General features: G+C 54.0%; 9 protein-coding genes. 8 read left to right on the plus strand and 1 reads right to left on the minus strand.

Annotated elements, in window-relative coordinates:
• Positions 1 to 3,048: collagen-like protein (locus tag HQN87_RS30775; protein ID WP_173140961.1), on the plus strand; the 3,048-nt coding region annotated here is incomplete at its 5' end.
• A gap of 138 nt (positions 3,049 to 3,186) precedes the next feature.
• Here the strand turns inward: HQN87_RS30775 and HQN87_RS30780 are convergent.
• Positions 3,187 to 5,151, minus strand: a complete 1,965-nt coding sequence (locus HQN87_RS30780; RefSeq protein ID WP_173140963.1) for a glycosyltransferase — start codon at positions 5,149 to 5,151, stop codon at positions 3,187 to 3,189.
• Positions 5,152 to 5,310: 159 nt separating this feature from the next.
• Here HQN87_RS30780 and HQN87_RS30785 point away from each other — a divergent pair, with 159 nt between their 5' ends.
• The 7 genes from HQN87_RS30785 (at position 5,311) to HQN87_RS30815 (ending at position 13,722) form a co-directional block, all read left to right on the plus strand.
• Entirely contained in the window at positions 5,311 to 6,042 is a 732-nt protein-coding gene (locus HQN87_RS30785) for a class I SAM-dependent methyltransferase (RefSeq protein ID WP_173140965.1), read from the plus strand.
• A 186-nt stretch (positions 6,043 to 6,228) separates the two neighbouring features.
• Entirely contained in the window at positions 6,229 to 8,106 is a 1,878-nt protein-coding gene (locus HQN87_RS30790; protein ID WP_173140967.1) for a leucine-rich repeat domain-containing protein, read from the plus strand.
• Positions 8,107 to 8,226: 120 nt separating this feature from the next.
• Positions 8,227 to 8,547, plus strand: coding sequence for an ArsR/SmtB family transcription factor (locus tag HQN87_RS30795; protein ID WP_173140969.1), 321 nt, complete (start codon positions 8,227 to 8,229; stop codon positions 8,545 to 8,547).
• 94 nt (positions 8,548 to 8,641) lie between these two features.
• Entirely contained in the window at positions 8,642 to 9,724 is a 1,083-nt protein-coding gene (locus HQN87_RS30800) for a Rossmann-fold NAD(P)-binding domain-containing protein (protein ID WP_173140971.1), read from the plus strand.
• A gap of 67 nt (positions 9,725 to 9,791) precedes the next feature.
• Complete coding sequence (locus HQN87_RS30805; protein WP_173140973.1) at positions 9,792 to 10,568, plus strand: methyltransferase; 777 nt, start codon at positions 9,792 to 9,794, stop codon at positions 10,566 to 10,568.
• Positions 10,569 to 10,821: 253 nt separating this feature from the next.
• Complete coding sequence (locus HQN87_RS30810) at positions 10,822 to 12,663, plus strand: HSP90 family protein (protein WP_173140975.1); 1,842 nt, start codon at positions 10,822 to 10,824, stop codon at positions 12,661 to 12,663.
• Positions 12,664 to 13,722 carry a hypothetical protein gene (locus HQN87_RS30815; protein ID WP_173140977.1) on the plus strand — a complete coding sequence of 353 codons (1,059 nt, stop codon included), beginning with the start codon at positions 12,664 to 12,666 and terminating at the stop codon, positions 13,720 to 13,722. It abuts the gene before it with no gap.
• The last annotated feature ends 3 nt before the right edge of the window (positions 13,723 to 13,725 follow it).

The raw sequence follows: 13,725 nt of genomic DNA on the forward strand, positions 1-13,725 counted from the left end.
GGGGCCACTGGCGAGACGGGCACCACTGGTGCGACGGGTGCTACCGGCGAGACGGGGGCCACTGGCGTGACCGGGGCCACTGGTGCAACCGGGGCTACTGGTGCAACCGGGGCTACTGGTGAGACGGGCGCGACTGGTGCGACCGGGGCTACTGGTGCAACCGGGACTACTGGTGCAACCGGGGAGACTGGTGCGACCGGGGAGACGGGGGCTACTGGTGCGACCGGGGAGACGGGAGCGACTGGTGCGACCGGAGCTACTGGTGCGACCGGGACGACTGGTGCGACGGGGGCGACTGGCGTGACCGGCGCTACTGGTGCGACCGGGGCTACTGGGGCTACTGGGGAGACTGGGGCCACTGGTGAGACCGGGGCTACTGGTGAAACGGGTGCGACTGGCGTGACAGGAGCTACCGGCGAGACCGGGGCTACTGGCGTGACCGGGGCCACTGGCGAAACGGGGACTACTGGTGAGACGGGTGCTACTGGCGTGACCGGGGCTACCGGTGAAACGGGGGCTACTGGCGTGACCGGGGCTACTGGTGCGACCGGCGCTACTGGGGCTACCGGTGCGACCGGGGCGACTGGGGCTACTGGCGTGACCGGGGCCACTGGCGTGACTGGCGCCACTGGTGAGACCGGGGCTACTGGCGTGACCGGGGCTACTAGCGTGACCGGGACTACAGGTGAGACGGGGACTACTGGCGTGACCGGGGCTACTGGGGCGACGGGCACTACCGGTGAGACGGGAGCTACTGGCGAGACAGGTGCTACTGGCGTGACGGGTGCCACTGGGGCGACGGGCACTACCGGCGAGACGGGGGCTACTGGGGCGACTGGTGAGACGGGCGCGACTGGCGAGACGGGGGCTACCGGTGAGACCGGGGCTACTGGCGTGACCGGGGCCACTGGCGATACTGGGGCTACTGGCGTGACCGGGGCGACTGGTGCGACCGGAGCTACTGGTGAGACGGGCGCTACTGGTGAGACCGGGGCCACTGGTGCGACCGGGACTACCGGCGAGACGGGGGCTACTGGTGAGACTGGGGCTACTGGTACGACCGGTACCACTGGCGTAACGGGGACTACTGGCGAGACCGGGGCTACTGGGGCTACTGGCGTGACCGGGACTACAGGTGAGACGGGGACTACTGGCGTGACCGGGGCTACTGGAGCGACGGGTACTACTGGCGAGACGGGGGCGACCGGGGCTACTGGAGCTACTGGAGCTACTGGAGCTACTGGTGCAACCGGGGCCACTGGGGCGACCGGAGCTACTGGGGCGACCGGAGCCACTGGCGAGACGGGGGCTACTGGTGCAACCGGGGCCACTGGGACGACCGGAGCTACTGGGGCGACCGGAGCTACTGGGGCGACCGGAGCTACTGGGGCGACCGGGGCGACCGGGGCTACTGGTGATACGGGTTCCACTGGGGCGACCGGAGCTACTGGCGAGACGGGTGCCACTGGGGCGACCGGTGCGACGGGTTCTACCGGCGAGACCGGGGCTACTGGGGCGACGGGTTCCACTGGGGCGACCGGGGCTACTGGTACTACCGGCGAGACGGGAGCTACTGGGACGACCGGAGCTACTGGCGAGACTGGAGCTACTGGCGAGACTGGGGCTACCGGTGAGACGGGTGCCACTGGCGAGACTGGGGCTACTGGGGCGACCGGGGCTACTGGTGATACGGGTTCCACTGGAGCGACCGGAGCTACTGGGGCGACGGGCACTACCGGCGAGACCGGGGCTACTAGTACGACCGGGGCTACTGGAGCCACTGGAGATACGGGAGCTACTGGCGATACGGGAACTACTGGGGCGACCGGAGCTACTGGGGCGACGGGTTCTACTGGCGAGACGGGAGCCACTGGGGCGACCGGGGTTACTGGGGCGACGGGTTCTACTGGCGAGACCGGAGCTACTGGGGCGACCGGGGCTACTGGCGATACGGGTTCCACTGGAGCTACTGGGACGACGGGCACTACCGGCGAGACGGGAGCTACTGGCGAGACCGGAGCTACTGGCGAGACCGGAGCTACTGGCGATACGGGGGCTACTGGGGCGACCGGAGCTACTGGGGCGACCGGGGCCACTGGAGTAACCGGAGCTACTGGTACGACTGGTGCTACTGGTGCGACCGGGGCCACCGGGGCGACCGGTGAGACTGGCGCTACTGGTGAAACCGGGGCTACTGGTGAAACTGGAGCTACTGGCGAGACGGGGACTACCGGTGAAACGGGCACTACCGGCGAGACGGGTGCCACTGGTGCGACCGGAGCTACTGGGGCGACTGGAGCTACTGCGGCTACCGGCGCTACTGGCGTGACTGGTGCCACTGGCGAAACTGGAGCTACCAGCGAGACCGGAACCACTGGCGTGACCGGGCCTACCGGCGAAACGGGCACCACTGGCGTGACAGGCACCACTGGCGTGACGGGTACCACCAGCGATACGGGAGCTACTGGCGAGACTGGAACTACTGGCGAGACCGGAGCCACTGGCAGTACGGGAGTCACCGGCGAGACGGGGGCCACCGGCGTGACCGGCATCACTGGGTCTACGGGAGAAACCGGTGCAACGGGCGTATACAGCTATGATTTTGCAAGTTATTTTGTTGATGCACCTTCAGTTATAGCTTCCGGCCCAGATACACCGCTTGGTCCTTATTCAGCCTCAGTATCGCCCACAAGAGGAACTGTCACAAACAGTGGAAACACCTTTACTCTGGCTTCATATCGCACCTTTATGATTATTTATCAGGCTACTGTACGCAGTACTTCTGACTCTGGGGGTACAATTGGGATAGAGTTGCTTCATCGTCGCAATCCTGACCCTGAATTTGATCTCTACAGTACCTCCCCTATCGCTGCTACAGTTGCATCCGACACAGAATACGTTTCCTTAACGTACACGCTTGTGTATCAGACCGATTCAGGTGGAAGTGACATACAGCTTGCCCTCATGTTTGACAATACGGAGGCTTCGGGGGAATTTGGCGATGCAGAAGTGAATAGTGGACTTATTACTTTCGTTGCTATCGGGTAAGCCTTACAACAACAAGCACCTCACATTCCCGCTGGGATTGCAGAGGTGCTTGTTTCTGCTGCGGCAGCAGTTCATAAGAAAAAAGACCCATGCCTGAAGCATGGGTCCCTTCGATATCTATCTAGCTAGCACTCATATTTATTCATAAATTGGGATGCGGACAGTCGATTCCTGCTGCTCTTTCTTTAAAGCAGCAAACTTTTCCTCATAATATTTTTTATTAAGCAGCATGCTGGGGTGATCGGGTTCATAGGCCAAAGCCTGATTATTGTGGTCATTTGCCTTGTCATATTGTCCCAGCTTGTCATAGCACAAGCACAGATTCAAATGTGGCAGCCATGTCCAGGCGTTCTGCTCCATGAAAGCCAAGGCGCTGGTAGGCTTCGGTAAGGAGGCAGCCAATTCATACCAGAAAATAGCCTGCTCCAGCTGTTTCGGTTGCTGATCATAAAAGATATTTCCAATTCGGCAGCAAGCCTCCGCACGCGGTTTGTCATAAATCATTGTCCGGAATAAGCTTTCGAATGCTTTTTCCCGCTCGTACATCCGTATGTAACAAGCAGACAACTTCAAGCACGCTGCAATCTGATCCTCCACCCAGCCTAACCCCGTAGCCAGATATTTTTCATAATACTCCACCGCTTCTTCAAAAAACAGATTATCCCGCAGCTCATTGCCAAAATAATAGAGATCCCGGATAGAAAACTCTTTGCCGGCTGCCTGATGTCTGCGGTATATCTGCAAATTCCGGTCCGTGTATTCCTTCTCCTTGTGGTGGGTCACCGCAGCCTCGGAATGAATCACATTTCCATATACATTCAAATACTCATGAACTGCACCATACCATTGGTAGTTCCGTTCGCGCTTAACAATCCGGTTCCGCCTCAAGCTGAAGGTAACCTTGCCATTGGGATTCACACCAATATTGTAAGGCATCGTTACACTATCAATAGTCGGATTCAATGCACGGATCGTTTGCCGCAGCAGCTTCTGGTCTTCCTCCAGAATAATATCATCCGCATCCAGCCACATGATATAATCCATGGTTGCTTTGCTGAAGGCATGATTTCGCGCAGCGGCAAAGTCGTCAATCCATGGGAAATCATAGATTTTCGCCCCGAATTCCGCAGCCACTTCTTTGGTTCTATCGGTTGATCCCGTGTCCACTATAATGATTTCATCCATCAGATCCTTTATGTTGGGCAGACCACGCTGTAACGCATCCTCCTCGTTTTTGGCAATCATACATAAACTGACGGTCACACTCCGCCCCTCCCGGATAGCTCTGGAATGGTGCGGATATCTTTGTTTATAGGCCTGCACCCCATCCAAATCGGTCTCGCGATAGATATGATAGGCCGGATAATGGGTATCCACATATAAAGTCAATCCGAGTGCCGCACTACGTACACAAAAGTGGCGGTCCTCCCCCCAAAGCGATAGATTCGGGATTTTTTTGAAACCTACTCCGGCGCTCAGTGCATTACGGCTAATTAAAGTACACGCGCCAAGGCCCCCCACTTCATATAATCCGGGCACCCGCAATTTGTGCAAGAACTCCGAGGTTCTCTTCCGGATCTCCTCATCTTCCAGCTTTCCACCCTCACGCATTTCATACAGTGTATAGTGGTCCGACACCCAGACTTGCGGCATTTCCGGACTGTCCGGTTGCCACTTGGTCCAAAAAATGGTTGATACAATATCCTTCTCCGCACTTATCAGATGCTCCAACGTATCGGGATGAACAACCAGATCAGAATCAATTAAAAACAGATAATCAAATTCATGGGACTTTGCATACTCAATGATACCGTCCTTCATCCCTGCTACTTTCCATACCAGCTCATCCGGCCAGTAATGGGTTTTGTCGTTACGGACATATCGCCCGGTAGTTATTTCATAAGGCATAACATGAGTTTGCTCATGCTGTTGCGAGAATTCATGCAGTAAATCCTTAGCAGCTTGGTCCTCATTATCATCCACGAAATAATATTCAATATGAAGATTCTCGGTCCTCAACTCATCCAGGGAGTCCAGGAATTCCTTAAGGATAGCAGGCTTCTGGCAGATCGGACTGCCAATTAGAATCTTTGTTTGGTCCATTTCAGCACCTCATTCTATAAAGTCGTTCTCTTAAAAAATATTTCCAAAGTCCACTTACTATTCCTAGAACTTTCCGCCATCCGCTGTGGAATGCTTAAAATCCGCCTTGCATATAGTGAATCGTAACTAGAAAATCGTGACGAGGTGAATGGAATGCTTGTGAGAGACATAGAAAAAGCGCTTAATGCAGCCGAACAAACGGGTGTGGTATTTGGAAGCAAGGCATTGAGCAAAGGAGCGTTGGTCCATTTATGCCGGCGTCTGGATCATAACCGGACCTGGCGGATTCTGGAATTAGGCGGCGGATTAACTCCGCATTTCTGGAACGAAATCGTGACTCAGGAGCTACTCCCTATCTCCATGATTACGGTGGAGCATGACCTGACCTTGAGTAATATCTGGAAGGAAGCTGAACTTGGGAATGGCTGTATTGAGTTTCATACCCAGCCTTTGAAGAGTCTGACGGATGAGGAATGGAACGAAATCTTCTCATGTCGAGATATTGCATTGTCTGTATGGAATTCTTACGGACTCCCCGTTCCTGCCGATCAGCATAACCACTACACCATCCGGAATACCTTCTATGCTGATGTGGATATGCTCCCGCTGGAAGACGACTCCATCGACGTTATGATTCTGGACGGCCCTCACGGGAACGGACGCTCCTTGGCCTACCCGCTGTTTTACAAAAAACTGAAGCCGGACGCTTTCGTTCTGGTTGACGACTATGACCACTACCCGTTCATGGATGATCTGCGGAGGTTCTTCCAAGTCGAGGAGATTTCCAGTGAGGGAAAGGGAGATTACCGGTGGCAGTTGTGCCGTTTGGCTGGCAGACGTCCGCAACCCGACCCTGTAAGTGGGCCTTCCATCGAATCCCAACTGGTCTGAACATACCATTTTGCGCACAAGAAGAACCTGAAGCACTGCTTCAGGTCCTTTTACATTTCACTACATACCAATTGAGATTCCCTAACGTTTTGTTGCCAAAGCGTCGGGCGGTTCAGTAATATGGAACCAAAGGAAAATATAATAGTATAGTTATTAACTCATTACATAATGAAGGAGGGGGCATTCGTGGCTTTTATTCCGTTAACCTGTCCCAATTGCAGCGGAAGAATTGAATACAAGGAAGGTACGATCCTGAAGTGTCCCTATTGTCAAACGGAGCTTCTATTGAAGCAAAATAATGTCTACTATGTGGACCAGACCATTAACCATTATCACGGAGCAACACCTGAAGCCACGCCGAAGCCGACCGTCTCCGTCTCCATCCCTATAAGGCTGGTAATGCTCCTGCTGCTCGTCATATCAGGTGCCATCGGTACTTATTTGTATTACGGCTTAGACTCCCCTCAGCGCACAACAGAAGCCAATCTGTCTGTACGGAAAATGCCCGAAAGCGAGGTCCTGCTCTCCTTTCTGCGGGAGATCTTGGATAAAGGCTCTGCGATGCCGACAGAGGAGGAATTGGCCTCGCTGCGCTATTTGACCGTGGATCGTACAAAGAATGACCAGTGGCGTTTCACCTACAGCTTCGCCGATCCCTTCAGCAATGCCCAGGCTGAGAAGATCACGTATATTACCCAGGACAAGAAACTGAATACCCAGCGGATTGATCAGCGGGATTTTGAGGCCTTCAAGGGGCTGACGGCACTGAATCTGACGGGTACCTATGAGATCAACCAGGCGGACAGAACAACTCTGGCCCATATGCCCGGATTAAAAAGCTATGGCGGCGCCTTTAACGAATCCTTTAGCATATTTTCCGGGTACTTCGGCGACAAGTCTAAAATCACGGAGCTCACCACCCAGCTGCGCAGCAATCAGGAAGTGGCCCTGCTGCTGGAATTCCCCAATTTAAGCTCGCTGTCCATTACCTATGTGGATGAGTCTATAACGGATTTGCATCTGCTGAGTAAGCTTCCGTTGAAGTCCCTGTCCCTTACCTTCGTCAATGACCTGGGGTGGTTATCGTCTATGACGGGGCTGTCTTCTCTGGCTATCCATCACAGTGAAACCACAGATCTGCAGCCGTTATACGCCTTAACCGGGCTCCAGGAGCTTAAGCTTTCCTATTTAACCAATGTAAAATCCATCGACTTCTTGCAGAACATGCCTGCTCTGCAAACGCTGGATATCGAGAATCTGAATTTCACCAGTCTGAAGCCTCTGGCCGGCAAAACCTCTATTACCTCGCTCCGCCTGGCTTCCTTAAGCCAGCTTAGCTCGGTAGCGGCCGTGAACAGTCTGCCCTCTTTGCGGGAATTGACATTGTCCGGGTACTACCAGAAGGCGGAGGCGCTGGCATTGCCGGGCGCCCAGCGGGTGGAAATCCCCGGCGCTTTTCTTCCCGGGCTGAAGGCGCCTGCCCTAACCGGCCTGACACTCCGGGGCGGAAGCTCGGAGCTCAATATGAAGGCACTGGGGAAATTTCCGGAGCTTACGCAGCTCTCCCTCTGGGATATCGACGAAATGGCCCAGCTTGGCGCCCTTGACGATTTGCCGCAACTGCAGACACTAAGCATCTACGATTCGTCGCTGTATAAGGAGAGTGATTCCTTATTTCGTTTGAAGCAGGTGAAGACTTTGGTCTGCTCGGAATGCCGTCTGGATTTCAGACAAAAGGTAGGCGCGGCGAACAGCGTGCTTGAGCATTTGACCTTGGACCGGCCGTCTTTTAGTATTAACAATAACTCTGTAACTGAAGTTGACCAGGCGATGCCTTATTTCGCGGGCCTGTCCGCTCTGCGTTCCTTCACCCTGCAGGACAGCAACTTGGCAACTCTTGCATTCATGGGCAAATGGCAGGCCATCGAAGAGCTTCATCTGGAGAACAACGCCATTTCCAATATAGATATCCTGAGCAAGCTGCCTAATCTGCAAAAGGTATTCCTGACCGGCAATTCCGTGCTGAACAAGTCCGTGCTTGGTGCGGGCGTGCAGGTGTATTAATTTCTCTGTATGACACAAGAATGACGCTGTGGGAAGCAAATGCCCAAGCGTCTTCTTGCGTTCTTTGGCCAGATACAATACAATACGTTTAAACGATTAAGCATTAGAACGGAGAGCGCTATGAACGAATTAAATGGTAATCAGAAAGCAATCCATATTTTCGAGAATTTAAGCCCTTATTTTCAAGGCTTGGGAGACCCGATTCGCCAGCAAATCGTTGCGCTGCTGATCGACAAAGAGAGTATGAATGTGACACAAATCGCAGAGCATATTCCGATGTCACGGCCTACCGTCTCTCATCACCTCAAAATCTTACGGCAAGCAGGGCTGCTTACAGTTCAGAAAAAGGGCACGGAGATGTTCTACAGACTTGAATTTAACGAAGCGATAGCACTTATGAAACAGCTTGTCCATTTTGTTGAAGAGGAATGCCATTACTAGTGCCATTTACCGCACTAGCACATGTCATTCCAATTTTTTAAAACATTATGTCGAATAAATTAAACATTTAAACATTTGATCGGAGGCAAATAATATGAACAGGAAAAAAATACTTATTGTAGGGGGATACGGGGCCGTAGGCAGACAGATTGCGCAAATATTACTGGATCGGCATCCCGATCTGGATATTGCACTGGGAGGAAGGTCACCTGGGAAAGCGGCACCTTTCGAGTCCGAACGAGTCCAGACAGTCGTAATTGATAATAATGCGGATGATCCGCTGCTTAATACAGACGACAATGTGTCGCTGATCATTAACTCCGTTAACGATCTGCAGGATCGGCTGCTTCTGTCTGCAGTTCGAAGAAAGATCCCACTCATCGACCTTACTCGCTGGACAGAGATATTCCAACAATCGGTCAGCAAATTGGAGAACATAGAGCTATATGCTCCTGTCGTGCTGTCCTCGGGATGGATGGCGGGAACTGCTTCACTGTTCGCCATGCTGCATTCGGCCTCTCTTCAGAACGTCTCCATCCATATTCATGCGCTATACTCACTGAGTGACAAGGCAGGACCCGATTCTGCGGCGTACATGGATCGTATGACCATTCCCTTCCATATTACGGAACCGGAGGGACGGCGTCTTGTATTCCCCATGACCGACCCTGTCAAAGTCCAATTTCCAGACGGATATACAGCACAATGTTATCGGCTTGACACCCCGGATCATGTAACCTTGCCCAAAGCTGAGCATGTCGACTCCGCCAGCTTCCGCATCTCCTTCGATAGTAAAGCATCCACATACGCGCTTGTCGGACTGGTCAAAAGCGGAATATGGAAATTGATCAGCGGGGAGCGATTCCGTCCGCTTAGACGAAGTCTGCTCTACAATCCGGGCACTGGCAGCGCACATCACATCCTTATTCATCTAAAGGGCCGTGATCATAATGGGCAATGGGTTGAACGGAGAATCGCGATTTCCGATCCGCTTGGTCAGACTCATCTTACCGCCTTGGGAGCTGCTGTCCAAGCAGAAAAGCTATTGCAGGCACCCGGGGACGAACCACTGGCTCCAGGCATTTATTATCCCGAAGATCTGCCTGATGCGCGGATGGACGCCTCTGCAATTACCAACTTTTTCAAACAATATGGGGTTCTAATAGATATAAACTAAATAGCAATTATATATTTCATTTATAAGCTGTACATCGCTATACTGGATTTCAAAGGAGGGGAAGCCCATGACTCACTCGACTTCCAATAACCAATGGCAGGCGGACACGTATGATCACAAACTGGACTTTGTCTCCAAAATGGGCGGTGACGTCCTCTCGCTGCTACAGCCCCAGCCCGGTGAACGCGTGCTGGATATCGGCTGCGGGACGGCAGACCTGACGGCTAAGATCGCCGCAGCCGGAGCGGTGACGGTCGGTATCGACCTGTCGCCTGAGATGATCGCACGCGCACGCGACAAGTACCCGTACCTGAGTCTGAGCGCCCAGAATGCGTACACTTACCGGGCAGCCCAACCCTTCGATGCAGTGTTCTCCAACGCAGCATTGCACTGGATGAAGGACGCGCACGCAGTCGCGGTGACTGTGGCAAGCGCGCTAAGGGACGGCGGGCGATTCGTCGCCGAGTTCGGCGGCTATCGTAACGTCGCTGCTCTCGTAAGTGCGACCGAGAGCGCACTGACCGCGCATGGCTATGATCCGCAAGGACGCAATCCGTGGTACTTCCCTACCATCGGCCAATATGCGGCAGTACTGGAGGAGCATGGCTTCCTCATTATGCTGGCCCAGCATTTTGAACGGCCTACACCCTTGCACGGTGAGAGCGGAGTCCGTGATTGGCTGGATATGATGGCCGATGACTTCTTCTACGATGTCAGCGCGGAGCACAAGGCAGCGATCTATCAAGCCGTAGAAGATCAACTGCGGCCGGAGCATTACCGGCAGGGGCAATGGATCGCAGACTACCGGCGGCTGCGAGTCTGCGCGGTGAAGCAGGCCAACTGAAATCAGACGACAATCACCCCATTTTAACTTAGGCGAAATTTCTCAGATTGCCGGGAAACCCGGGTCATAAGGACCCTGGGTTTCTTTTATTTTTCAATAATTACCTGCTCACGGGAAACAAGGCGATTGGCAATATCTGTTTCTTACAAGGCCGCTTCTGGGTAATTACATAGGGCAATATGCGCCTACATAACCTCTAGTTGTTGGCATGAAGCACAACCAATATGATTACAGAATAGGAGAACATACAAAAATGGAGAACCAAAACCGGGATACTTACCGCTTTCAGGTTAACTTGAGCGGGATGATTAACATTTTGTCTAACCATTTGTATAGTAGCCCGAAGGTATTCCTCAGGGAGCTGCTGCAAAATGGCATCGACGCGATTACTGCACGGCAGGCTTATTCCCAGGGGGGATACGAAGGCAAAATTCATGTCGAGGTAAGCGGGACCTCAACCGGGGCGACCTTATTAGTCGAAGATAACGGGATCGGGTTAGACGAGGCAGAGATCCATGAGTTCCTGGCGATGATCGGACAATCCTCCAAGCGGGGAGAAGATTTCCTATCCACCAATACCTCTTTTATCGGACGGTTCGGCATCGGGCTCTTGTCTTGCTTCATGGTGAGTGACGATATCGTCATGGTTACCCAATCCGCCAAGGGCGGACCTGCACTGGAATGGCACGGGAAGCCGGACGGTACCTATACGATCCGCAAGCTCGATGGAGAATACGCTCCGGGCACCAAGGTGTATTTGCGTTGCAAAGAAGGCTCAGAAGCTTACTTCGAGGAAAATAATCTCCAGGAATGGCTGTTCTATTACGGCGCTCTGCTGCCTTATCCTATCCAGCTGGTGTCCGATCATACGACCCGCTTGATTAATCCGCCGTCCCCGCCGTGGGTCAAAGATCCGCAGTTGGCCCGGAAGCATCAGGATGAGGTCTTGGCCTTCGGCAAGCAGGTGCTTGGAGAGACATTCCGCGATTTCATCCCCCTGCACACCTCCTCGGGCCGGACGGGAGGCATCGCCTTCATCCTGCCGCAGGCAGTGAACCTGAGCGCCAAACGCAATCACCGGGTATACCTGAAGCACATGCTGGTCTCCGAAGCTGCCAGCAATATCCTGCCGGACTGGGCGTTCTTCGTCAAATGCCTGATCTGGACCGATGAGCTGCAGCCGACCGCGTCCCGGGAGCATTTCTATGAGAACGTCCAGCTGGAGCAGGTGCGGGAAGAGCTTGGGAACACCCTTCGTCAGGAATTGATGCGTATGGCGGAGTACCACCCGGATCGCTTGCAATCTATCATCTCACTGCACGCCTTATCCATGAAGGCTCTCGCGGTGGAAGATTTGTCGTTCTATTCCATTATTCATGAGTGGCTGCCGTTTGAGAGCACCTATGGCAGGAAGCTGCTTGGCGAGCTGAAGCAGCAGCCTCCCCTCTACTTCACGGCTACTCTGGACGAATACCGCCAGATTACCCACGTGGCTTCGGCCCAATCTATGCTGGTTGTGAATGGCGGGTATATCTATGATGCCGAGCTGCTGGCCCAGCTTCCGCTCATTGACCCGGATGTGCAGACGGAGCGGCTGCTGCCGGAGGAGGTGTCGTTATCCTTCACCGATATTACCCCTCAAGAGCGGCTGGACTACTATGAGTCCGTAAGACTCGCAGACAGTGTGCTTCAGAAGTTCCGCTGCCAGGTGCAGCTGCGCCGCTTCAAGCCGGAGGAGATTCCGGTACTCTACACGCTGTCCGAGCAGTCTGCCCAATGGCGTGTACTTCAGGCGACCAAAGAAGTGAGCACTGACGTCCTCTCCTCCGTGCTGGGCAGCCTGGGCGCAACGTTAAAGGATACGGCATACGCCACGCTCTACTTCAACCTGAACAACCCTGTCATTGAGCGGGCCTTCCATTCGGCACATCTGGCGATGCTGCCTGCCATTGTGGAGATGCTGTACTGCAATGCGTTATTGATGGGACATTATCCGATGAACCGCCAGGAGACAGCACTTTTGAACCAGGGCATTATTCAATTTATTGATTGGGGCATCACGGCAGCCGGTCACGCAACAGGAGGAGAAGAATAGATGAACCTTACCGAGATGAGTTTCGAAGATTTGATGGAAGAAGCCTATGGTATGCCGGGAGGAAAGGCAAAGATGGAACTGCTGGAGCAGGCGGTACGTGTTGCCGATGCCGCAGGAGATATCGATCAGGGCTATGAGGCCCGCAGCGAAATCGTAGAGCTGGGCAGCTTCCACGGCTATCCGATGAAGACACTGGTCGCCTTTTCCTGGCAGCTCGGCCAGTATGATAAGAACCCGGGCCGTTTCGATGATTACAGCCTGCTGTGGTCGTACAAGTGGGTGCTGGACCGCATTACCGCTTTTGCAGATATTAGCCGTGTGCAGATTGAGAATCTGCTGGAGGATATGAAGGCCCGCTATGCGGCCGAAGGTTACAGCAGCCGTACCTATCACTACTACCGGGCGCATATCTTCGCAGAGTTCGGGGAGCTGGGTGCTTCCCAGGCCGAATGGGACATTGTACAGTCCATGGAGCGTGATGGGATGAGCGATTGTATGGCCTGTGAGCAGCACCACCTTGTGGAGTTTCTGGCGAAGCGGGGAGATGACGAAGGAACTCTGAGAGCTGCCGAGCCGATTCTCAACGGTACAATGAGCTGTAGCGAGGTGCCTCATGTGACCATCTCGAAAGTGCTGCTCCCCCTCCTGCGGCTGGGCCGCCAGAAGGAAGCGGATAAGCTTCAGAAGAAAGGCTACAAGCTGATCAAAGGAAACCGTGACTTCCTGTATCACCAGGGAGAGCATATCGGTTACCTGACCTTGACCGATCCAGTCAAGGCGCTGGAGGTCTTCGAGGAGTATATTGCCTCCTCTCTCGATCATGAGAATCCGGCCGATCAGATGATCTTCAACGCCTATTCGGCCAAGCTGTTCCGCCGGCTGGCGGAAGAGTCCATCCGCTTCCAGGTCAAGCTTCCGGCCGGGCACCCGTGTGAGCACCAGTCCGAAGACGTAGCTTCGCTTGCGAAGCATTTCCAGAAGTTGGCTCTCGTCACAGCAGAGAAGCTGGATAAGCGAAACGGGAACGTCTACTATACCGAGCTTCTGAAACAGTTGTAGGTT

Source organism: Paenibacillus tritici (assembly GCF_013204885.1).
GTDB classification, from domain to species: domain Bacteria; phylum Bacillota; class Bacilli; order Paenibacillales; family Paenibacillaceae; genus Paenibacillus_AQ; species Paenibacillus_AQ tritici.

Excerpts from the sequence above, each read along its gene's own strand:
- HQN87_RS30780 (WP_173140963.1), bottom strand. The coding sequence starts at position 5,151 with ATGGACCAAACAAAGATTCTAATTGGCAGTCCGATCTGCCAGAAGCCT.
- HQN87_RS30795 (WP_173140969.1), top strand. The coding sequence starts at position 8,227 with ATGAACGAATTAAATGGTAATCAGAAAGCAATCCATATTTTCGAGAAT.
- HQN87_RS30800 (WP_173140971.1), top strand. The coding sequence starts at position 8,642 with ATGAACAGGAAAAAAATACTTATTGTAGGGGGATACGGGGCCGTAGGC.
- HQN87_RS30805 (WP_173140973.1), top strand. The coding sequence starts at position 9,792 with ATGACTCACTCGACTTCCAATAACCAATGGCAGGCGGACACGTATGAT.
- HQN87_RS30810 (WP_173140975.1), top strand. The coding sequence starts at position 10,822 with ATGGAGAACCAAAACCGGGATACTTACCGCTTTCAGGTTAACTTGAGC.
- HQN87_RS30815 (WP_173140977.1), top strand. The coding sequence starts at position 12,664 with ATGAACCTTACCGAGATGAGTTTCGAAGATTTGATGGAAGAAGCCTAT.